The organism is Mesorhizobium sp. STM 4661, assembly GCF_000359125.1.
In the GTDB taxonomy this organism is placed as follows: Bacteria; Pseudomonadota; Alphaproteobacteria; order Rhizobiales; family Rhizobiaceae; genus Mesorhizobium.
Genome location: NZ_CAAF010000073.1, coordinates 68,199 through 89,099 on the forward strand (window position 1 = coordinate 68,199; position 20,901 = coordinate 89,099).

Genomic DNA, 20,901 nt, shown 5'->3' on the forward strand with positions numbered 1-20,901 from the left:
GAGCCCGGGCCATGATGCTGTCTCCCTATCCGACATCAGGCGAGCGCATCCGCATCGGGCTGTTGTGGCTGTGGTGCGGGCTGGTGATCCTGTTCCTGCTGGTGCCGATCCTCATTCCCGTGCCGCTGTCGTTCAACAGCGGTTCCTTCTTCATCTTCCCGCTCGAAGGGATTTCGACGCGCTGGTACGAGGTCGTGCTCGGCACCCAGCGCTGGCAGTCGGCGATCGGCAACAGCCTGTTGATTGCGCTCGGCACGACGCTGATCGCCACGACGCTCGGCACCATGACGGCGATCGCGCTCGCCGACGAGAAATTCCCGGGACGGCGCATCGTCATGCCGCTGTTGCTGTCGCCGCTGATCGTGCCCGTCGTCATCACCGCCGTCGGCTCCTATCTGTTCTATGCCCGCGTCGGCCTTGCCAGCACCTATGCCGGCATCATCCTGGCGCATACAGCACTTGCCAGCCCGTTCGTGGTGGTTACGGTGGCGGCGAGCCTGACCGGCTTCGACCGCAATCTGATGCGCGCCGCCGCCATCTCCGGAGCAAAACCGGTGACGGCATTCTCCAGGGTGATGCTGCCGCTGATCCTGCCCGGCGTGCTCTCGGGCGCTGCCTTCGCCTTCGTCACCTCGTTCGACGAGGTGGTGGTGGTGCAGTTCCTGGCCAGCGCCAACCAGCGCACCATGCCGCTCGAAATGTTCATCGGCCTGCGCGAAAAACTCTCGCCGGCGATCACCGCCGCCGCGACGCTGATGATGGTGCTGTCGATCGTGCTGCTGGTCGTCGCGAATTTGCTGGCCCGGCGCGGCCAGCGGCGACCACGCACCGCTGCCTAAACAGACCGTCCGGCCCGTCCCGTATTATTTCGTGACCATGTCGGACCGGAACCTCCTTCGCACCAGGCGTTCGGGGCGCTGTATTCGCAATGCCTCATATTTAGGCAGAAAAAAGGCTGACCGAATACTGGCGGGCGGGCAAGCAAGCATGGGTTGGGGAGGAGCATGTCACTATGTCGAACCGTGAAATTGGAACGTCCCACACGCTGAGCCTGCGCGTCGCCAATCTCAAAGCCAAGATGCAAGACGCGGATATCTCCAGACACGAGATGAAGACCTTTCAGAAGGTCGCCGCCATCATGGGAGGAGGTGAAGGCTCGCTGCGGCTCGATGCCGACGACCTGATCGCCGCGTCTTTCCTGATCGAGACGCTGAGTGACCCCAGGTCGAATTGACTTCTGTCGCGCTTGTCCCGCCGATCAGCCGCCGCATGTCGGCGCCGCGGTCGGGACAACGCCATGCGCAAACGTAAGGCGCACCTGAAATCTCTTCAGACGCGATGCGCCTTCTGCACCGCGTCCGAAGCCACGGAAGCTGCGTGCCCAAGACTGGCGACCGCTTTCCTGACGCGCTGCAGATGCGCCTGGCGCTCGGCCGCCGAGACGGTGTCCATCCGGTAGAGCGCCAGGAATTTGGTCGAGCACAACGGGTGGCAGACGGAGCGGAAGCCGCGCAGCAGGGTTCGCCGGCCGGGCTGCCCCATGATCCAGCTCGTCAGCGGCGTCGCGCCACAGGTGGTCATCACCAGCACCCGGCGAATGTGCCGCAATTTCGGCCGTGGGCCGCGCTGCGCCGTCGGCATGTCGAAGGCGAAGCCCGGCACCAGCACCCGCTCCAGCCAGCCCTTGAGCATGGCCGGCAGCCCGTACCACCAGGTCGGGTAGATGAAGATCACCGTCTCCGCCCACAGCAATTCCCGCGCCCGGTCGATGACCGGTTCGAGGTTGCCTGCCTTGTCGCCATAGCCGCGCCACTCGTCGGCGCGCATGACCGGATCGAAGCCGGTCGCGTAGAGGTCGAGAAGGTGAACCGTGTGGCCCCGTTCGGCAAGCGCCTCCAGCACCGTGTCGCGCACCGTGCCGTTGAAGCTGTCGGTGCAAGGGTGGCAATAGACGACAAGGACTTTCATGCTGCGCTCTGGGGACTGTGGTGATCTTCCACGGCGCTCGCCGTGTCGAAATATTCGCGCCACGACAGGATGCGCCCGTCGCTGTCGAAATCGATGAGTATGGCGTCCTCGGTCGCGCTGCGGGCGCCGTCGCGCCGCCGCGTCACCTCCCACAGCCATTCCAGCGCGATCCGCCTGCCATCGGCCGAGGCAAAGGCGGTGGTGATGGTGACGCTGAGATCGCCATAGTCGCGATAAAAATCGGCGATGGTGCGCGCCAGCCCATGGTAGGGAATCCGGTTACCCGGCGCCGTCAGCACCCCGTCAGGATGCCAGTCGGCGGCGGCGGCGGAGAAGTCGCCGGACTTCCACGCATCCGCCTGCCGCTCGAGCATGGCAAGCGTGGCGGCATCGCAATCGATCCTGGCATCGGGGGCCGTCATAGTCGCCGCCACTATGCTCACAGCACCGAACCTCCAAATCCGAACAACAGCCGGCCGGCCAGCGCTCCGGCAAAGACGGCAAAGCAGGCGCCGATCGCCAGGATTTCACCGGCCGACAATCTTTCACGCGACGGGTGTAGGCTGGTGCGGTCGGCCGAGCCGCTGAACGCCTTCGCCTGCAGCGCGATTTCCATCAGCTGGGCCTTGGTCAGCGAGATCATGATCAGCGGCACCAGCATGCGGCCGAGCGCGATCAGCTTGCGCGGCATGCCGATGCCGTCGATGTCGATGCCGCGCAGGCGCTGTGCCTCCTTGATCCCTTCCAATTCCTGGAACAGCAGCGGCACGAAACGGAACGTCGTCGAAAACAGGAAGGCGATGCGGTAGGGCACGCCGATCCGCACCAGCCCGAGCACGATGTCGTTGGGCTGGCTGGTCATGAACACGAGCTGAAACGCCAGCATCGGAATCAGCACGCGGCAGCACACCACCAGACCGAACAGCAAGCCTTCGACGTAGAAGATGTTGAGCGAGCCGAAGAGCGGCACGCCGGGCGGCACGGTGAAGACCGGCGTCTTGCCGAACGGGCTCCACAGGCCCTGGATCACCGTGATCAGCACCAGCGCCGGCAGCACGATCAGAGTGAGCTTACGGATGGTGGCGGCGGTCACGCCGGCGGAAAACATCAGCCCGACGATGACAGCGAGGAACGCCGCCTGCGGCAGGATGCTGTTCCAGATGAAGATCAGCGAGCTTGCGAGCAGAAGCAGCGCGAACTTCACCCGCATGTCGGCTCGGGCGAAAATGGTCTCGGCCGGCAAAAGCTGGATGGCATAGCTGACCATCTAGGCGACCTCCAGCCGGAGGCCGAGCATTGCCGCCAGATCGTCCGGCCCAAGCGGGCGGGCGACGCCAAGGGCAGGCACATGCTCGGCAAAGCGCACGGTCTGCGGCGGCACCAGACCGGCGGCGGCCATCGCCGAATTGTCGTAGAAGACGTCCCGCAGCGCGCCGTCACCGACGATCCTGCCGCCATCCATGACGACGAGGCGGTCGACGTAGCCCGGCAGCAGATAGAGATGATGGGTGATGAGCACCACCGTCTTGCCCATCCGGTTCAGAGCCCGCAGCATGTCGAGTATGGCCAGCGATCCGCGCCAGTCCTGGCCGGTGGTCGGTTCGTCGAAGATCAGGATTTGCGGTTCGAGCGCCAGCACGGCGGCGATGACGACACGCAGCCGGTCGCCGCGACTGAGCGACATCGGATGCTGGTCGGCGGCCTGGGCTAGGTCCATCGCCGCAAGCGAGCGGCTGACGGCGGCATCGATATCGGCTTTCGGCCGCTTCATCATCGACAACGCGAAGCCGACTTCCTTGGCCACCGTATCGCAGAAGACCTGGGCATGCGCATTCTGCGAGACATAGCCGATGCGCCGCGCAAGATCGCTGACCTTGAATTCCGAGATGTCGTCGCCGGCGACGCGAACCGTGCCTGAGGACGGCGAAAGCAGATGCAGGAAATGCCGCACCAGCGTGGATTTGCCGCTGCCGTTGCGGCCGACAATGCCGAGGAATTCGCCATTGGCGACCGTCAAATCGACGCCGCGCAGCGCCTCGGTGCCATCGGGATAGATGTGGATCAGCCCATCGACCGCCAGCGCGACACCGGCCTTGGAGACATCGCGCCGCGTATCCACCGGGGCGGCGGCCGACAACGAGACGGCAAGCGGATATGCCCCAATGGCCGATTCCGCCGCTTCGAGCGTCACCGGCAGGGCGGACGGTTTGCGACGGCCAGGTGCGCTCGAGCCATCACGAACGAGCACTTCGAAGCTGCGCACGATGTCGGGCGGCCGCACGCGATGCTCCGCCAGCATCTCCGTCGCTGCGAAGACCGTTTCGGGCGGCCCCTCGGCCGCCACCTTGCCGTCGGAAATGAGCAGGACGCGGTCGGCGATTTCGGCGAGCTCCTCGCTGGCGTGGCTGGCCATGACGACCGTCAGGCCGTTCTCGCGGTTCAATTTCAGCAGGATGGCGAAAACTTCCGCCGACGCGACCGGGTCGAGCTGCGAGGTCGGCTCGTCGAGCACGATGATATCGGACGACAGCGCGAGCGCGGCGGCAATCGACAGCCGCTGCTTCTGGCCGCCCGACAAATTGGCCGGGTGCCTGGTTTCCTGTCCGGCGAGGCCCACCGCTCTCAGCGCCTCGCCGACGCGCCGGGCGATTTCGGGCGTCGGGACCTTGAGGTTTTCCAGCGCGAAGGCCACCTCGCCTTCCACCGTGGTCGCGGTGATCTGCGTTTCGGGGTCCTCGAACACCATGCCAACCAGTTGCGCCAACCGGCTGGTCGGCGTCTCGATGGCGTCGAGGCCGGCGATATGGACGCTGCCATGGAATTCGCCGCCGAAGAATTGCGGCACGATCCCGTTCAGCGCCAGGCAGAATGTCGTCTTGCCGGCGCCGGTCGGGCCGATCACGCCGACGATCTCGCCGCGGCCGATCGTCAGGCCGATCTTGTCCAGCGCCGGTCGATCGGCGCCGGGATAGCGGTAGCTGACATTGTCGAAGCGGATGAGCGGTCCTTCCGGCCGCCCATCCCGGATGGGCAAATGCCCATCCTCGCCCGGCGCTGTGTTGGCCTGCGGCATCAGTAACCCGCCAGCTTCGCCTTTGCGATGGGAGACCGGCGAATGGCGGCGATGAGCGCGAAGGCGACCAGGGCACCGACGGCGGTAAAGACGACGCGCTCCAGGAAGATGATGAAGATCAGCGGCGGCCACACTTCGGCCGGCCACGGATTGGTGGCGAAGGACGGCACCCAGTTGAGCTGGATGCCCGCCGTCGAGCCAAAGAAGAACACGACGAAATAGGCGGCATAGAGAGACAGGCTCGCCGCGCCATTGCGGATCTGGTCGATCGCCCAGTTCCTGATCCGCGGAATGGCGATGAGGATCAGCGCCACGTCGACCGTGAAGACATTGCTCAGCCACAGCCAGAAGCCGATGCCGAAGGACAGCGACTGCCAGAGGTAGATCAGGTTGGCGGCCAGCGTGATGACCCAGGGCACATACCAGAGCGAGCGGTTTGGATACATGACCATGCCGACGGCAAAGGCGCTCATGGCGCCCATCAGCGGACTCCAGGGTCCGAGATTGGTGTAGGGCGCGATGACATTGCCGACGACGATGCCGATGACCGAGGCGATCGGCCCGGCGATCGGGCCGAGCAGCAGGCCGAGCAGCGGATGGATGACGTCGTGCAGCGGCCACCCTCCCCCCATGCCGCCGACCACGATCGAGGCCGGTATGAAGGCGAGCACTGCGACGAGCGCCGCCAGGATGGCGGTGTAGGATACGGGCGCGCCTCCGATCGAGACGCCCCCGGTCGTTACCAGACTGCGAGGTTGCGGAGCATCGGCTGTCATTGTTGTTCCCCTTTGTTCGAGCAGCGTTTTCGCTGGTCGCAACGCGTCGCCTTCGCGGCGTTGCTCTCTTTTTTATGCATGTCGTTGCCCCAAAACCGCTGCGCACTTTTGGGCGACATGCTTTGTGTTCCCATGGGGAATGTGACCGAAAACATGCGTGCCTCAAAGCATCAAAGAACGCGCACCCCGATGCCTTTCAGGCAACGGGGACCGGGTGGGGGGGGGGCGGCCCTGCCCTTCGACGCGGGCGGCGTCTGGCGATCCTGCCTTGCATATTGTACTCAAATACGTACATTAAGGCCATGCGTACCACCTCTTACAGCGATCTACGGAAGAATCTTGCCGCCATGCTCGACAGCGTGACGGCGGATCATGCCCCCGTGCTCATCACGCGCGACAAGGGCAAGCCTGCGGCGGTGCTGATGTCGCTGGAGGATTTCGCGTCCTATGAGGAGACGTGCTACCTGCTGCGCAGCCCGGCGAACGCCGAGCGGCTGCTTGGCGCGATCGCCGATCTCGACGCGGGCAAGGGAGCCGAGCGCGAGCTTTCGGAGTGAAGCTCGTCTTTCACGAGCGGGCCTGGGAGGATTACCTGCACTGGCAGGCGACCGACCCGAAGCTGCTGGTGCGCCTCAACGGGCTCATCAAGGAATGCCTGCGCACGCCCTTCACCGGCACCGGCAAGCCGGAGCCATTGCGCGGGCCGCTATCAGGCTGGTGGTCGCGGCGCCTCACTCAGGAACACCGGCTGGTGTACCGGCCGACCGAGGACGGCCTGCTGATCGCACAGTGCCGCTTCCACTATTGACACCATCGCAGCGGAAGCCTTCACGAATTGCTCTGGCTGGCGATAAGGCTGCTCAGCCGTTCGAGCAGATGGCTGGGCAGCGGCGCCAGCCGGCCGCGGGCGCGATGCACGACACTGAGCCGCTGGGTGAAGCGGGAAAGCTCGGCGATCGGGATAAAGCTGACCGCCCCCGACAGATGGCTGTGCAGCACGTCGATCCGGTTGAGGATGGCGACCCCCTGGTCGAGCAGCGCGAAATGCTTGAGCAGCTCGAAACTGTTGGATTCCAGCACCGGCTCCAGCGACAGGCCGGCAGCGGCGCAGGCGTGGTCGAAATGATCGCGCAGCGTAACGCCGACCTGCGGCATGATCAGCGGAAATCGCCTGAGGTCGCCAAGCCGCAGTACGGCTTTCGAGGCAAGCTCATGGTCGGGCAGCACGACGGCGCCGCAAGGGCTCAGCATCGAGGCGGCCACCGTCAAATTGGGGGTTTCGGGAAGATCGAAGGCAAACCCCAGATCGATCTCGCCGGCGGCGACCTGCACCGCGATGTCGTCGGCCGCCAGCACGCTGACGGAAAACCGCGTGAAGGGCCGTTCGCGACGATACTCGGCCAGCGCATAGGACAGCATGTCGTTGGAGAGCCCGCCCACCGTGGCGATCGAGGCGCTGGCGAAACGGCCGTCCTTCAGCGTCTCGATCCGTTCGATCGCTTTTCGGTGATGCTTCAGCGTCTCCCTGGCGTGGGTGATCAGCACCTCGCCGGCCGCGGTCGGCCGCATGTGGCCGGGCAGACGTTCGAAAAGCGGCGTCCCCAGTTGCTGCTCCAGCGCGATGATCTGCCGGTTGATCGCCGACGCCGCGACGTTGAGCGTCACCGCCGCCTTGCGGATCGAGCCGCAGCGGGCCACTTCGTCGAGATAGCGAAGCAAACGAGAGTGTATCAAGCGATCTCCCGGCTGGCGTTGCGCTGCTTGCGGCGCAGTGCATCAAGACGGAACACCGTCAGTCGCGTCAAGGCCTGCTCGCTGAGGCTGATGCTCTACGACGCCCCCCTCTGTCCTGCCGGACATCTCCCCCACAAGGGGGGAGATCGGCCGTCACCACTGATTTCGCCAACCACCAACCTTGCAAAAGGAGCGCTGTCGGCGAAGCTGCCAATCTCCCCCAAGTGGGGGAGATGTCCGGCAGGACAGAGAGGGGCGCTGTCCCGCAAGCCTTGCGGTTCTTCAGTCCCCCCTCGCCCGCCGCAGGAAATCGATGAAGGCGCGCAGGCTGGAAGTCGCCGGATGGTTTCTCAGTCTGCCACCGCCAGCTTGCCGATTTCGGATTTGTCGGTCGACGGCGACAGCAAGGTGATTGCTCCCAATACGACCGCGGCACCGCCCGCGCCGGCCGGCGACAGCAGCTCGCCTAATGCATATCGCGCAAAAGTGCGCAGCGGCTTTACGATAACGACATGCATGAAAACAAGACCTTAAAGCGCGTCGCATGAATCCGTTCAAATGCGACGCGCTTTAGAAACAAGGCCTTCTCAAGAGGATGTAAGCCAGACGTGAATCTTTGGGAGAGGCATTCCATCGCACTGCCGCACCGACGGAGCCGCGGCAAAGCTCATTTCCCCCAGCCGGGAAAACGGTCCGGGCGCAGCCAATCCTGCGTTGGGTTGCCGTCTCCGGAAAGCACGGCTTCCACCAGCCAGCGCGCCGTGGCCGGTGCCGCGTGCATGCCGATGGACCCCATGCCGCCATGCACGAACAGGCCCTCGACGGTGGTCCTGCCGGCGACCGGAAGACCGTCCGAGAGCATCGGCCGGTTGCCGGGATAGACGTTGCTCACCCGTGGCGAACCGAGCCCGGGCAGCATGCGCAGCGTGCGGCCGGCGATCCGGCTCGCCATGTCGGTGTTGCGGACGAGGTCGCGGAACGCCGGCTGCACCGACGCGCCGAGCCGCGCATCGCCGCCGCGCATCGGATTGAGGCAGATGGCTTCGACGGCCGGCTGGTCGTCGCGCCGCGCGGCGACATCGGCAAGGCCTTCGAGGCTCATCCGCCGTCCCAGTTCCTCCTGATCCGGCCAGGTCAGTTCCTCGACGATCCATGGCAGCTCGAAGTCGAGCTTGCCGAGCTGGATCAGCCAGCCGCGGCCGGCGGTGAACGGCAAGCCAGGCAGCGGCCCGTCGCCGACGGTGCGCCTGAGCAGGTCGCTCATCCACAGCCCGTTGGCGATGAAGACGAGATCGGCCGATATGATGCCCTGATCCGTCAGCACGCCCTGCACCTTGCCGCCCTTGGAGAAGATCTGGGCGACGCGAATCCCTGTTCGGATTACTGCACCCGCCTCGCGGGCGGCATGGGCGAAGGCATGCGTCGCCCCCATGGGCTCCAGCGTCCAGGCGCGGCCGACGCTGTATGCGCCCGCCACCTTGAAGCCGATGCGAGGATGGTCGCGCGCGAGCTGCGCGCCGGTGAGCTTTTCCATGGCGATGCCGGCGGCCCGGTAGCGATCGGCGACAGCGCCGGCCGCCTCGAAGCTGGCCTCGTCCTCCGAGATGAGAAGGTGGCCAATTCTGCCGAATTCGAAAGGCACCGGCCCCTCGGCAAGCTCCGCGTAGATCGCCGCGCAGGCATCGAGCATTTCGACGACTTCGCTCTGCGGGCCGCTGAGCAAGGTGCCGGTGTTGCGCCCCGACGATTCGGCGGCGACCACGCCCTGTTCGAGAATGATCGTTTTGACGCCCCGCGACGCCAGTTCGTAGGCCAGCGTGCAGCCGGCAATGCCGCCGCCGATAACGACCGCATCGACCGGCTTTTTGCCGGCGCCCGGTGCTGTGCCGGAGCGATGACCCGATGTGAGCGCCATGGAGGTCCCCTTTGCGGATACAGCACCCAACTCTTGTATACTCGTATACGAGAATCCACATATCCGCACAAGCGACTTTCTGCTAGGCAGATGCCGCTATGACGTGGAGGCTCGATTTGCGTGGACTTGGCGAAGGCTTGCTGCAGAAACCGCTGACGGTGGCGGAGCAGGTGGCGAATGTGCTGCGCGAATCGATCGCCGACGGCAGCCTGGCGGCGGGCACGCCGTTGCGCCAGGACGATCTTGCCGAGCGTTTCGGCTTCAGCCGCATGCCCGTCCGCGACGCGCTTCGCCAGCTCGAAGCCGAAGGCATCGTTTCGATCCATCCGACCAAGGGCGCGCATGTCGCCAGGATGGACGCTACCGAGATCAGGGAGATATTCGCGGTCCGCGAATTGCTAGAGAGCGAAGCGCTGCGGCTCTCGGTCCCGAACCTCACCCGGGAGAAACTCGACGAGGCCGGCCATGTGCTCAACCAGATCGACGCCGAGCCGAATGTCGGCCGCTGGGGCACGCTGAACCGCATCTTTCATCTGGCGCTCTACAGTGCCTGCGGCAACGCCCGCCTGCTCGGCCTGATCGAAGCCCATCACAATGCGGCCGACCGCTACGTGCGCGTTCTCCTGTCGAACCTCAACTATCGCAGCCAATCGCAGGAGGAACACCGCGACCTGTTGACGACCTGCCGGCATCGCGATGCCGGGGCGGCCGTCCGCGTCCTGCGCAAGCATCTCGGCGACGGCATGGAAACGCTCGCCCAGGCCGGGTCGGCGAGAAAGCCCTGATCCTTGCCGGAACGATCACGCAAGCCCATGACGCCGCGAGTAAACAGCGGCCGGCCGCGCAGCGGAGCCGCCTCTCAGGGCGCAAGTCCCCCGGGAGTGAGCCTTTGCCGGGCGCTGTCGAAGCTCGGCCTGTGCTCGCGCAAGCAGGCGGAGGTTCTGGTCGCCGAAGGACGCGTCAAGGTCGCGGGCAAAATCGTGCGCAATGGCTCGATGCGCGTCGATCCCGGCCGCGACCGCATCGAGGTCGACGACCGCCGCGTCGTCGCCGAGCGCAAGGTCTATCTGATGCTGAACAAGCCGCGCGGCCTGGTCACCACCCGCGACGACCCGCAGGATCGCGGCACCGTCTATGACTGTCTGGCCGGGCTCGACCTGCCTTTCGTCTCGCCGGTCGGCCGCCTCGACAAGGCCAGCGAAGGCCTGCTCCTGATGACCAACGACACGCGCTTTGCCCAGCGCCTGCTCGACCCCGCCTCGCACGTCGCCAAGATCTATCACGTGCAGGTCGCCGCCCTGCCCGACGCGGCCCTGCTGGCGCGGTTGCGCGCCGGCGTGACGGTCGATGGCGAGCAGCTGACGGCGCGCTCGATCGATATCCTGCGCGGCGGCACCAGCACCGCCTGGCTGGAAATCACCCTCGACGAGGGCCGCAACCGCCATATTCGCCGCATGCTGCACGCCTGTGACATCGAGGTGCTCCGCCTGGTGCGGGTGGCAATCGGCCAATTGCAGCTCGGCGACCTCGCCAAGGGCAAGGCACGCCACCTCACCGCGGAAGAACGGGCGATGCTTGCTGCCTAAACAGCCAACGCGCCTGCGCCGCACCCAAATTCGACGGCAGGCCTTATTTCGCGTCGTGGAAGATGATACCGACGGTGTGGCGCATGCCGGAGCGCAACCGGCTGACGCCGTGACGTAGATTGACCCGGTAGTTGCCCTTGGTGCCCCGGACCGGGCGGTTGTGGACCGCGAAGGCCACCGCGTCGCCTTGGCTGAGTGGCACCACCTCCGCGCGGCTCTGCATGCGCGGACGCTGTTCGGTCAGCACGAACTCGCCGCCGGTGAAATCCTGCCCCGGCTGCGAAAGCAGGATCGCCACCTGCAGCGGAAAGGCAAGATCGCCGTAGAGATCCTGGTGCAGGCAGTTGAAGTCGCCGGGGACATATTGCAGAAGCAGCGGCGTCGGCCGGGTCTGGCCCTGCTCGCGGCACAGATCTAGGAACGCGCCATGCTCGGCCGGGTAGCGCTGGGCGATGCCCATGCGCTCGTTCCAGGCGTTGGCGACCGCGGCAAGGCGCGGATAGAGCGCGCTGCGCAAGCCGCCGATCAAATCGGGCAAGGGATAGCGGAAATAGCGATACTCGCCCTTGCCAAAACCATGCCGCGCCATGTGGACATGACTGCGGAAATGGCCCTCCTCCGGATAGAGTCCCGCGATCTGCCGGCATTCATCCGGCGTCAGCAATTTTTCCATCATCGCGCAGCCATAGTTGCCCAGTTCGCCGGCCAGCATTTCCCAATCATATCCGGCGACCCGCGCTTCCGCCGACCGGACCGCGGCTTTCGAACCTATCGAATGGATGGTCATGGCTTTGCCTCCAATGGCTTCCTATGCCACCAGAGATGGGAGAAACAACGTGCGCGGACCACCCGTTTCCTGCCAACCGGCCGCGCTAGATGAGGTGTCGCGGCTCGCGAACGCAAGCACCGGTGGTGCCGTTTTCGGGCGCCGTCTTGGCCGTTCCGCCACCGGAGAGGGCGAGGTAGAGGATCGCGCCAAGCATGATCGTGGCGCCGAGCATGCCGACGGACGATATCCGCTCATCCAGGAAAAGTGCCGCACCCAGCGCGCCGAACACGCTTTCTGCGCTGACGATCACCGCCGCGTGGCTGGCCGAGGTGAAGCGCTGGGCAATCGTCTGGATGCCGAAGCAGACGGCGGTCGAGAACACGCCCAGCACAAGCAGTTCTGGCCAGGCATCGATTGCGCTCGCAGGCGACAAATTTCCGTGGAAGAAGGCAAGCGGCAGGCTCACCAGGGCCGCGCCAAGAAACTGCGCCGCCAGGGCGGAGAACGGACGTCCATAGGCTTGCGCATGGCGGCCGAGTTCGACCATCCAGAGAGCATAGCAGGCGGCCGCCAGCAAGACCGTCACATCGCCCTGGCTGAAGCTGGCGATGCCGCCGGACAGGAGCAGCGCGCCGACCAGCGTCAGGCTGGCGGCGAGCCCGACGGAAACCGTCAGCCGCTCGCCGATCAGCAGCCACGCCGCGAATGGCGTCATCACCGTCGCCGTGCTGATCAGAAAGCTGGCGTTGGTCACCGACGTGCCGAGATAGCCGATCTGCTGCAGCACGATGGCAATCGCAAACAGCGCGCTGACCCTTGCCAGGCTCGCGCGATAGCGGCCACTCGCCGGAAGTTGGGGCTCGATGGCGATCAGCGGCAGCACCAGAAGCCCGCCGATCAGGCAGCGCAAGCCGACCGCGCTCAACGGATCGAGATGGTCCAGGATGGTCTTCTGCGGAACATTGCCGAAGCCCCACAAAGCGGCGGCAAACAGAAGAAGGAGATTGGCATGCAGCTTCGACATCGTTCTCCCCCGCGCTTTTGACGTTGCGGAAGGTGACGGATGCCAGCTTACGGATCGCCTACGTCCGACCAGAAGCGATCGGCGCCACTTGCGGGTGGGCGTCGGTGCGAAGCGGCTCGCCGCGGCTGTTGGCAATTCATCTTTCTCGTGCACAATGACGGCCATGCGCGAGGCTCTTATCGGAGTGGTCGTTTTTATCTGCCTAGCCGGGGCCTCGCTGGTGAGCCTGACGATCTATGACAAATTGCCGTCCCACCATCGCCGGGACGACACCAACGACGTTGTCCGGCTGATCGCCAACCTGTTCGTGGTGATGACCTCGCTGGTGCTTGGCCTGATGATCAACTCGGCCAAGAACACCTTCGAATCCATCGACCACAACGTACACGCCTATGCGACGGAGCTGATCCTTCTGGACAGGGTGCTCAGGCAGTACGGCCCCGAGACGGAGGCGGTCCGTCAGCCGCTCGTCGCCTATGTGCAACGGGTCGTCGACGCCACCTCGCCCAGCCAGCCAACGCCGATCGTCGCCAATCGGCTGTCCGAGCTTCTCTTGACCGAAATCGGCACCAGGTTGAGCGCGATCGTCCCGGCGGACGCCGCGCGCGCGTCCTTGCTGCAGGATGTCCGCGAGCGCCTGGAGAAAGTGCTGGAGATGCGCTGGGTGCTGGTCGAGCAATCGGAAGGGCAGATACCCAGGCCGTTGATCGTCATGCTGGTGGGTGGCTGATGCTGATCTTCGGCAGCTTTGGCTTCAGGGCGCCACGCAATCCCATCGTGATAGGCTCTTTCGTGCTGGCGGCAGCCCTCATTGCCTGTTCGCTTTACCTGATCCTGGACATGAACGTGCCTTTTTCAGGACCGATCCAGATCTCGCCAGCGCCGCTGCAACGGGCGCTGGCGGAGATGAAGCAATGAGTCTGCTTCAGAGCTTCGGCGACGGGTAGCGGCGTGGCTCCGATTGTTTGACAGGTCGGAGGGACAGCACCCCCCTCTGTCCTGCCGGACATCTCCCCCGGGGGGAGATTGGATGTCATCTCGGCTTTCGCCAATCACAAAGGCTGAATAAAAAGAGCCGTCGGTGCAACTACCGATCTCCCCCCTTGCGGGGGAGATGGCCGGCAGGCCAGAGGGGGGTGGGAAGGATCGCCAACTTTCCAACTCGTCCCGTCACCCTAGATCAGCTTCTCCAGCGTGATCGGCAGATCCCTGATCCGCTTGCCGGTGGCGTGGAACACGGCGTTGGCGATCGCCGGAGCGACGCCGACGATGGCCAGTTCCCCCACGCCCTTGCCGCCGAGCACCGAGGAATGCGGGTCGGGAATGCCGACCGAGATCACCTCGATGTCGGGAATATCGGCATTGGTCGGCACGAGATAGTCGGCGAGGTTGTTGTTGACGATGCGGCCATGGCGGCGATCGACGATGCCTTCTTCCAGCAGCGCCTGGCCGATGCCCATGATGATGCCGCCCTTCCACTGGCTTTCGGCGAGCTTGGGATTGTAAAGCCGGCCCGAATCCAGCGCCGACACCACGCGCGACACCCTGACCGTGCCGAAATCCTCGTCGACGCGCACCTCGATGAAATGCGCGCACCAGCTGTACCTGGAATAATCGCCCTCGGTGTGCGGCAGCGCCATGGCGATGGTGGTGTAGTTCTTGTAGCGCTCCTCGGCCGTCGAATTCGCCGGCATGGTGTCGCCCTTGGCCTCGATCCGGTCTCGCCCGACGCTGGCGAGCAGCTCGGCAATCGAAATTTCCGGGCCTTCGCCGCGCGGCGAGCTGATGCGGCCATTGGCGACGACCAGCGTGTTGGCCTGCAGCGCATGGAACGGCGAGCGCGGGTCGGAGATCGCCAGCCCGACCAGCTCGTCGAGCGCGGCATTCGCCGCCTTGTGCACCGCCCCGGTCATCACGCCGGCCAGCCGCGAGCCGCCGGCGACGCCGGCGCGGGCAAAGCGCGAGTCGCCGAGCTTGACCACGACATTGTCCGCCGGCACGCCGAGCGTTTCGGCGGCGGTCTGCACCAGGATCGTGTAGGTGCCCTGCCCCATGTCGATCGAGGAGCTCTCGACCTCGACCGAGCCATCGGCAAGGATGCGCACCATGGCCTCGCCATAGGCGCGCCGCACCGGATAGGTGCCGGCGGCGACGCCCCAGCCGATCAGCTGGTTGCCGTCGCGCATCGAGCGCGGCTGAGGGCTGCGCCTCGACCAGCCGAAGCGTTCGGCGCCGGCAGCATAGGCCTCGCGCAACTGCCGGGTCGACCAGGCCTTCTTCGCGTGCGGGTCCTGCTCGGCATAGTTCCTGAGCCGGATTGCCAGCGGATCGATGCCGACCTCATAGGCAAGCTCGTCGATGGCGCTTTCAATGCCGAAGGCGCTCGGATTCTCGCCCGGCGCGCGCATCGCGCCTGGCACCACCGAATTCACCCGCACGACATTCTGCCGCGAGGAGAAATTGGGCGTCTGATACATGATCGAGGTGACCGAACCGAGCGGCTCGACCCACATGCCATCAATCGACGTCTCATTGACGCCGCGATGCACGATCGACTGGATTTTTCCCTCGGCGTCGGCGCCGATCGTCACCGTCTGCCGTGTCGCGGCGCGCCCGCCATAGCCGGTGAAGGTCTGCGGCCGCGTCATCACCAGTCTCACCGGCCGTTCCAGCATCCTTGCGGCAATCGCCGCCACCGCGCCATGGCCGAGCGCCAGCGCCTTGGAGCCGAAGCCGCCGCCAATATAGGGCGAGACCAGCCGCACATTCTCGAACGGCACGCCGAACCATTCGGCATAGGTACGCGCCATGCCGTCGAGCCATTGGCTCGGCTCCCACACCGTCAGCTGGTCGCCCTGCCAGCGCGCGATCAGCCCATGCGGCTCCATCGGCGCCTGGTATTCGCGCGGCGTGTTGTAGGCGGCGCAGATCCTGACCGGGGCCGCGGCAAACGCCGTCGCCGCGTCACCCCATTCCTTCGTCATCGCGTCGATCGGGATGCCGTCGCCGGCCTTGGCGTCGCTGAGGTCGACGATGGCCGGGGCCTCGTCATAGCTGACCTTGACCAGCGCTGCCGCCGCGACGGCCTGCTCGAAGCTCTCGGCCACCACCGCCGCGACATGCTGGCCTGAGAAGGTGATGTCGCGCGCCAGCGGGCAGTAGGGTGCGTCCGGCGGCGGCGTGCCGAACCAGTCCGACGCGGTCTTCAGCGGCGGGATATTGTCCGGCGTCAGCACCTTGAGCACGCCCGGTGCGGCTTTCGCGGCTTCCGTGTCGATCGAACGCACCTTGCCGGCGGCAATCGTGCTTTCGACGAGCACGGCATAGGCGAGGCCGTCGAGTTGCTGCTCGACCGCGTATTTGGCGGCACCGGTGATCTTGGCCGGGCCGTCGACGCGCGACAGCCGCCCGCCGACAGCCTCCGCGCCGTCGGAAGCATCGCCATGTCTTTTCATGTGAACGGTCATGCCGTTTCTCCCAATTCGAGGATGGCGCGGGCGACGACGCGCGGCGCCAGTTCAATCTTGTAATGGTTGGCGCCGTGGTCGATGGCGCCCTCGACGGCAAGCAGGCTGGCGCGCCTGACGGTATCGGCCTCCAGCACCTTGCCCCTCAGCGCCGCTTCCACGCCGCGCGCCCGCCATGGTTTGGTGGCGACGCCGCCGAGCGCCACGCGCAGGTCGCGGATCGTGCGGCCGTCCGCCTCGAACTCGATACCGACGGCGGCACTTGCAGCGGCAAATTCGTAGGACTGCCGGTCGCGGACTTTGAGATAAGTCGAGCGCCGGGCAGCGGCGGATGCCGGAATGCTGATCGCGGTGATCACCTCGCCCGGCTGGATCGCATGCTCCCGCTCCGGCGTGGCGCCAGGCGGCAGGAAAAAGTCGTCGACCGCGACCTGCCGGTCGCCGAGATGCACCAATGCATCGAAGGCGACCAGTGCCACGGCGAGATCGCCGGGATAGGTGGCGATGCAGGTTTCGCTGGTGCCGAGCACGGCATGGCCGCGGGTCACACCGCCGATCGCCGAACAGCCGCTGCCGGGCGTGCGCTTGTTGCAGGCGGGGAAGTTTTCGCCATCGCGGAAATAGGGGCAGCGCGTGCGCTGCATCAGATTGCCGCCGATGGTCGCCATGTTGCGGATCTGCGCCGAGGCGGCCTGCCACAGCGCTTCCGAGACGGCTGGGAACCGGCTCTTGATGTCGGCATGGTCGGCAATGCTGCTCATCTTCGCCAGCGCGCCGATGGTGGCGCCTTGGTCATCGACCGTGATCGCATCGAGCCCCTTGAGATGGGTGATGTCGACGATCGTATCGGGTTCGGCGACGCCGCATTTGGCGAGATCGATGAGCGTGGTGCCGCCGGCGAGCAGCATGGCGCCGGGCAGCGCCGAGGCCTGCCGTGCCGCATCGACCGAACTGGCGCGCAGATAGGAAAAGTCCCTCATGACGCGACCTCCGTAGCTGCCTGGCGCACGGCGGCGACGATGTGCGGATAGGCGCCGCAGCGGCACAGATTCCCGGCCATGTATTCGCGGATCTCGTCATCCGAGCCGGCATGGCCCTCGCGGATGCAGGCGACGGCCGACATGATCTGTCCCGGCGTGCAGTAGCCGCACTGGAAGGCGTCCTGTTCGAGGAAGGCGGCCTGCACCGCGTGCAGCGTGCCATTCGCTTGCGCCAGCCCTTCTATGGTGGTGACCACCCTGCCCTCGGCCTGGGCGGCAAGCGTCAGGCAGGCCAGCACGCGCTGGCCGTCGATATGCACCGTGCAGGCGCCGCACTGGCCGTGGTCGCAGCCCTTCTTGGTTCCGGTCAGGCCGAGATGGTCGCGCAAGGCATCAAGCAGCGTGACGCGCGGCTCGACCTCCAATTCGTGTTGGTGTCCATTGATTTGAAGTTGGATGGGGATCAGGGTTTTGCTTGTCATGGGGCGTCTGGCTCCAGTTGCTTGACGCGGAGGGGGATGATGTGGCGCCCGGCCGGGAGGCGGCAAGGTCACCAGATGGCTAGGTCTAGAAGGCGAAAGCGCTGATGAAGGCCGATCTCCCCCCTCGTGGGGGAGATGCCCGGCAGGGCAGAGGGGGGCGCGAAGGAATGCGAACTTTGCCAGCTGGCTCTCTTCGAAATGGAAACCGGTCTGAGAGAGTGACTGCGATCGGTTGATAGGCTGGCGGGACAGCGCCCCCCTCTGGCCTGCCGGCCATCTCCCCCACGAGGGGGGAGATCACGCTCTCATCGGCTTGCAGGCTTTCAACACGTGACATACCGGGTCCCCTGATTATATGATAAGGGTGCTCCACTAAAACGGAGGCACCTCCGTTTATTACGTGGGGGCTGACCCGCATGGGTTCAAGCCCCATATTTCGAGAGTGGAGAAAAAATTGGCTTCGCAGCCGCCCGCGACAGTTGAAGACAAACCCGACGCCACAGCGACAAAAAAACTGCGCGCCGATGCGCAGCGCAATCGCGACCGGCTGATCGAGGTCGCGGCGGCGGCCTTTGCCGCGCATGGCGTCGATGCCTCGCTGGAGGAGATTGCCCGCCAGGCCGGCGTCGGCATCGGAACGCTCTACCGGCATTTTCCGACGCGCGAGCATCTGGTCGAGGTGGTTTATCGCCGCGAGGTGGAAGGGTTGTGCCAGGCGGCCGACGAGCTATCCCGCACTGAAGCGCCCGATGTCGCGCTGGAACAATGGATGCAGCGCTTCGTCGACTACATCGCCACCAAGCGCGGCCTGACGACGAGCCTTCGCATCCTGATGTCCACCAACTCGACGCTGTTTTCGGACATTTCGGGCCGGGTGACGCAGGCGCTGCGACGGCTGGTCGAGGCGGCGGTGGCGGCAGGTGCGATCCGCGGCGATGTCGACGCCTCCGATGTCCTGCATGCGCTCGGCGGCATCTATTCGGCGCCCGACACCAAGGACTGGCGCGACCGCTCGCGCCGGCTGGTCAAGCTGCTGATGGATGGGCTGAGGTTCGGGGCCAAGGCGAGGTGATTACGGTGGCGTTCCCTTCCCTCGCGTCCAGGAAACCAGAACGCGAGACCGTGCATGCGGACGTGGCACGCATCATCGTCGAGACGTTCACGCGATGACTTGACCGCGAAGCGGCGTCGGCCGACAGGCGGCGCCGCTCATTTTGGGCGCGGATCGACGCCGCAAGATTCAGCAGAATTTCAGAAATCTTCCGGTACGCGCGCAATCTTCTGCTTCATTGTTCTCAAGAACGAACGGGAGGTCGAACATGTCACCGAATGAGAACACGCGCCAAGCCGCCCGGCAGGAACTTCTGGAATTTGCATCCACCGTGATGGCTGCGTCGCCTTGTGCGCCCATGCCTGGAACAATGTTCGAAATGCTGGAGATCATGGCCATGGAGAGGCGCATGACTTCCAGCCAAAGTAAAGGCGAACCAAATTCTCCTGATCCCTTGACGTCCGCGCCGATTAAGACCCCAATCGGGCAGCGTTTGGTCAAGCTGGTCAGATCGGCATTCGATGTCGCAAGAAAAACCGGGGCACGTACTGGCACTTGGCAGTTGCGAGCTTGATCTTGCCCGCGGCTTGCTGCTGTGCGACGGGAAACCTGTTGCTCTGCGCTCCAAGGCGTTTGATCTGTTGGCCTATCTCAGCAGGAATGTCGGGCGTGTCGCGACCAAGTCGGAACTGATGTCGGCGGTGTGGCCTGATGTCTTCGTGACCGAGGACTCACTGACGCAGGCGGTCAGGGAGTTGCGAAAGGCGCTCCATGACGAAGGCCAAACCATTATCCGCACGGTCGCCAAACGCGGCTACATCCTCTCTCTTCTCGAAGCGCCAAAGCAAGAGCGCGCTGGACAGCCGAGCGTTGCGGTGCTGCGTTTCACTAATGAAGGTGCGCCGGAAGACACCCCTCTGGTGGACGGCTTTGCCGAGGACATCGTCAACGCGTTGGCTCGCTTCGGAACGGTCGTCGTGCTGGCGCGCAATTCCGGCTTTGCATTCGTCTCGGATGCGGCTTCCGACTGGCGTTCCGTTGGCGACAGCCTCGGCGCCACCTATCTGGTCCGCGGCAGGGCGACGACTCGCGCGGACGGCATGCGGGTCACCGTCAGTCTCATTGCCGCTTCGACGGGTGGCGTTCTGTGGAGCGATACCTTTTCTGCGTCTGGCGGCCAGATCTTCGACATGCAGGAAGAAATCGCCCGCCGTGTGGTGAACCGGCTGGTCGCTCGGCTCGACGACGCAGGTGTCAAGCAGGCATCTCCAAAGCCTCCTGACAGTTTGGCTGCGTACGAGCTTCTGCTGCGCGGACTGGCCCGTCTGCGCGGTTATAGTGATGATGACAACAAGGCCGCGCGCGGTCTTTTCCAGGCTGCGGTCGAAAAGGACCCGGCCTATGCACTGGCGCATTCCTACATCGCGCTCGCCGATCTCATTGTCGGTGGCTATGCCGAGGCATCCCCGGCATTGCTTGATTCACTGATCGACCGCGCGGAGTGTGCGGTGACCTTGGCGCCGGAAGAGCCACGCTGCCATCGCGTACTCGCCCAGGCTTTAATCTCTGCCCGTCGGTTCGATGCGGCTGAACATCACCTTCAACGCGCGCTCGACCTCAATCCATATGACGCCGATACGATTGCGCAAATGGGGTTCTTGCTGACGATGAGAGGCAGGCCTCTTGAAGCGCTCGCGGCGGTTGACAGTGCGATACGGATCAACCCGATCCATCCAGACTGGTACCACTATGATCGCGCCATCGCGCAATACTCGGCTGGAGATTACAAGGCCGCGCTTGTCAGCATGTCCAAGGTCCCCTCGAAGACCCCCTGGCGACTTACAAGGCTTGCGGGGTGCCACGCGCAACTCGGCGACCTGGAGGAAGCTCAGCGCATCATGGCAGAGGTCAAGCGGATAGCGCCGGACTATTCGCCACTGGAGTTTGCACAAACCCGGCTCGCCTTCGAACATGCGAGCGATGTTGAACACCTCGTTGCCGGCGTCGCCAAGGCACTTGCAGCGTATGAGGCCGGAACCAGACCGGCGCCACCGGGTCCTGGCGCCGGCTGATTAG

Annotated in this window: 24 protein-coding genes; 10 read left to right on the forward strand and 14 right to left on the reverse strand. The window is 65.0% G+C overall.

Annotated elements, in window-relative coordinates; translation table 11 throughout:
- Positions 1 to 11 precede the first annotated feature (11 nt).
- On the forward strand, positions 12 to 839 hold the full coding sequence (locus tag MESS4_RS24565; protein ID WP_006336868.1) for an ABC transporter permease: 828 nt from the start codon (positions 12 to 14) through the stop codon (positions 837 to 839).
- A 173-nt stretch (positions 840 to 1,012) separates the two neighbouring features.
- A complete protein-coding gene (locus MESS4_RS24570) occupies positions 1,013 to 1,234 on the forward strand; it encodes a hypothetical protein (RefSeq protein WP_006336869.1) in 222 nt (73 codons plus the stop codon).
- 95 nt (positions 1,235 to 1,329) lie between these two features.
- On the opposite strand, the gene MESS4_RS24575 is transcribed toward MESS4_RS24570, so the two are convergent.
- Genes MESS4_RS24575 through MESS4_RS31280 form a run of 5 tightly spaced genes read right to left on the reverse strand, consistent with a single transcriptional unit; the run spans position 1,330 to position 5,817 of the window.
- A complete protein-coding gene (locus MESS4_RS24575; RefSeq protein WP_006336870.1) occupies positions 1,330 to 1,968 on the reverse strand; it encodes an NAD(P)H-dependent oxidoreductase in 639 nt (212 codons plus the stop codon).
- Positions 1,965 to 2,390, reverse strand: a complete 426-nt coding sequence (locus MESS4_RS24580; protein WP_006336871.1) for a nuclear transport factor 2 family protein — start codon at positions 2,388 to 2,390, stop codon at positions 1,965 to 1,967. The genes MESS4_RS24575 and MESS4_RS24580 overlap by 4 nt, the downstream gene beginning before the upstream one ends.
- Before the next feature lie 17 nt (positions 2,391 to 2,407).
- Positions 2,408 to 3,235 (reverse strand): energy-coupling factor transporter transmembrane component T, encoded by an 828-nt coding sequence (locus MESS4_RS24585; RefSeq protein WP_006336873.1) that lies wholly within the window; start codon positions 3,233 to 3,235, stop codon positions 2,408 to 2,410.
- Complete coding sequence (locus MESS4_RS24590; RefSeq protein WP_006336875.1) at positions 3,236 to 5,041, reverse strand: energy-coupling factor transporter ATPase; 1,806 nt, start codon at positions 5,039 to 5,041, stop codon at positions 3,236 to 3,238.
- Entirely contained in the window at positions 5,041 to 5,817 is a 777-nt protein-coding gene (locus tag MESS4_RS31280; protein WP_006336877.1) for an ECF transporter S component, read from the reverse strand. Before MESS4_RS31280 ends, MESS4_RS24590 begins: the two co-directional genes overlap by 1 nt.
- Positions 5,818 to 6,119: 302 nt before the next feature.
- On the opposite strand from MESS4_RS31280, the gene MESS4_RS24600 reads away from it, so the two are divergent.
- Together MESS4_RS24600 and MESS4_RS24605 are read left to right on the forward strand one after the other, a co-directional pair.
- Complete coding sequence (locus tag MESS4_RS24600; RefSeq protein ID WP_006336879.1) at positions 6,120 to 6,374, forward strand: type II toxin-antitoxin system prevent-host-death family antitoxin; 255 nt, start codon at positions 6,120 to 6,122, stop codon at positions 6,372 to 6,374.
- Positions 6,371 to 6,625 carry a Txe/YoeB family addiction module toxin gene (locus tag MESS4_RS24605; RefSeq protein ID WP_006336880.1) on the forward strand — a complete coding sequence of 85 codons (255 nt, stop codon included), beginning with the start codon at positions 6,371 to 6,373 and terminating at the stop codon, positions 6,623 to 6,625. Before MESS4_RS24600 ends, MESS4_RS24605 begins: the two co-directional genes overlap by 4 nt.
- A gap of 20 nt (positions 6,626 to 6,645) precedes the next feature.
- On the opposite strand, the gene MESS4_RS24610 is transcribed toward MESS4_RS24605, so the two are convergent.
- The 3 genes from MESS4_RS24610 to MESS4_RS24615 form a co-directional block, all read right to left on the reverse strand.
- Positions 6,646 to 7,551, reverse strand: coding sequence for a LysR family transcriptional regulator (locus MESS4_RS24610; RefSeq protein ID WP_036242021.1), 906 nt, complete (start codon positions 7,549 to 7,551; stop codon positions 6,646 to 6,648).
- Positions 7,552 to 7,901: 350 nt separating this feature from the next.
- Positions 7,902 to 8,069, reverse strand: a complete 168-nt coding sequence (locus MESS4_RS33735) for a hypothetical protein (RefSeq protein ID WP_006336882.1) — start codon at positions 8,067 to 8,069, stop codon at positions 7,902 to 7,904.
- A 149-nt stretch (positions 8,070 to 8,218) separates the two neighbouring features.
- Positions 8,219 to 9,466: an FAD-dependent oxidoreductase gene (locus MESS4_RS24615; protein WP_006336883.1), complete on the reverse strand. Its 1,248-nt coding sequence runs from the start codon at positions 9,464 to 9,466 to the stop codon at positions 8,219 to 8,221.
- A 98-nt stretch (positions 9,467 to 9,564) separates the two neighbouring features.
- Between MESS4_RS24615 and MESS4_RS24620 the strand changes: the two genes are divergently transcribed.
- Both MESS4_RS24620 and MESS4_RS24625 read left to right on the forward strand, forming a co-directional pair.
- Positions 9,565 to 10,251, forward strand: a complete 687-nt coding sequence (locus tag MESS4_RS24620; protein WP_006336884.1) for a GntR family transcriptional regulator — start codon at positions 9,565 to 9,567, stop codon at positions 10,249 to 10,251.
- Between the two features lie 96 nt (positions 10,252 to 10,347).
- Complete coding sequence (locus MESS4_RS24625; RefSeq protein ID WP_006336885.1) at positions 10,348 to 11,052, forward strand: pseudouridine synthase; 705 nt, start codon at positions 10,348 to 10,350, stop codon at positions 11,050 to 11,052.
- A 43-nt stretch (positions 11,053 to 11,095) separates the two neighbouring features.
- On the opposite strand, the gene MESS4_RS24630 is transcribed toward MESS4_RS24625, so the two are convergent.
- Both MESS4_RS24630 and MESS4_RS24635 read right to left on the reverse strand, forming a co-directional pair.
- The gene (locus tag MESS4_RS24630; RefSeq protein WP_006336886.1) at positions 11,096 to 11,839 is read right to left on the reverse strand and encodes a 2OG-Fe(II) oxygenase; all 744 of its coding nucleotides are present in this window, start codon (positions 11,837 to 11,839) and stop codon (positions 11,096 to 11,098) included.
- An 85-nt stretch (positions 11,840 to 11,924) separates the two neighbouring features.
- Positions 11,925 to 12,845, reverse strand: a complete 921-nt coding sequence (locus tag MESS4_RS24635) for a DMT family transporter (protein WP_006336887.1) — start codon at positions 12,843 to 12,845, stop codon at positions 11,925 to 11,927.
- A 220-nt stretch (positions 12,846 to 13,065) separates the two neighbouring features.
- On the opposite strand from MESS4_RS24635, the gene MESS4_RS24640 reads away from it, so the two are divergent.
- Together MESS4_RS24640 and MESS4_RS34765 are read left to right on the forward strand one after the other, a co-directional pair.
- A complete protein-coding gene (locus tag MESS4_RS24640; protein WP_244441208.1) occupies positions 13,066 to 13,575 on the forward strand; it encodes a hypothetical protein in 510 nt (169 codons plus the stop codon).
- Positions 13,575 to 13,763, forward strand: a complete 189-nt coding sequence (locus tag MESS4_RS34765; protein ID WP_006336889.1) for a DUF4239 domain-containing protein — start codon at positions 13,575 to 13,577, stop codon at positions 13,761 to 13,763. The genes MESS4_RS24640 and MESS4_RS34765 overlap by 1 nt, the downstream gene beginning before the upstream one ends.
- Positions 13,764 to 14,020: 257 nt before the next feature.
- Here the strand turns inward: MESS4_RS34765 and MESS4_RS24645 are convergent, their stop codons facing one another.
- Genes MESS4_RS24645 through MESS4_RS24655 form a run of 3 tightly spaced genes read right to left on the reverse strand, consistent with a single transcriptional unit; the run spans position 14,021 to position 17,774 of the window.
- Positions 14,021 to 16,312 carry a xanthine dehydrogenase family protein molybdopterin-binding subunit gene (locus tag MESS4_RS24645; RefSeq protein WP_006336890.1) on the reverse strand — a complete coding sequence of 764 codons (2,292 nt, stop codon included), beginning with the start codon at positions 16,310 to 16,312 and terminating at the stop codon, positions 14,021 to 14,023.
- Positions 16,309 to 17,292, reverse strand: coding sequence for a xanthine dehydrogenase family protein subunit M (locus MESS4_RS24650; protein ID WP_006336891.1), 984 nt, complete (start codon positions 17,290 to 17,292; stop codon positions 16,309 to 16,311). The genes MESS4_RS24645 and MESS4_RS24650 overlap by 4 nt, the downstream gene beginning before the upstream one ends.
- Positions 17,289 to 17,774 carry a (2Fe-2S)-binding protein gene (locus tag MESS4_RS24655; protein ID WP_081609845.1) on the reverse strand — a complete coding sequence of 162 codons (486 nt, stop codon included), beginning with the start codon at positions 17,772 to 17,774 and terminating at the stop codon, positions 17,289 to 17,291. Before MESS4_RS24655 ends, MESS4_RS24650 begins: the two co-directional genes overlap by 4 nt.
- Positions 17,775 to 18,228: 454 nt before the next feature.
- Between MESS4_RS24655 and MESS4_RS24660 the strand changes: the two genes are divergently transcribed.
- Positions 18,229 to 18,846: a TetR/AcrR family transcriptional regulator gene (locus MESS4_RS24660; RefSeq protein WP_006336894.1), complete on the forward strand. Its 618-nt coding sequence runs from the start codon at positions 18,229 to 18,231 to the stop codon at positions 18,844 to 18,846.
- 168 nt (positions 18,847 to 19,014) lie between these two features.
- Here MESS4_RS24660 and MESS4_RS24665 read toward each other — a convergent pair whose 3' ends face one another.
- Complete coding sequence (locus MESS4_RS24665; RefSeq protein WP_244441209.1) at positions 19,015 to 19,326, reverse strand: hypothetical protein; 312 nt, start codon at positions 19,324 to 19,326, stop codon at positions 19,015 to 19,017.
- A 20-nt stretch (positions 19,327 to 19,346) separates the two neighbouring features.
- Between MESS4_RS24665 and MESS4_RS24670 the strand changes: the two genes are divergently transcribed.
- Positions 19,347 to 20,897: a winged helix-turn-helix domain-containing protein gene (locus MESS4_RS24670; protein ID WP_006336895.1), complete on the forward strand. Its 1,551-nt coding sequence runs from the start codon at positions 19,347 to 19,349 to the stop codon at positions 20,895 to 20,897.
- Positions 20,898 to 20,901: the final 4 nt, after the last annotated feature.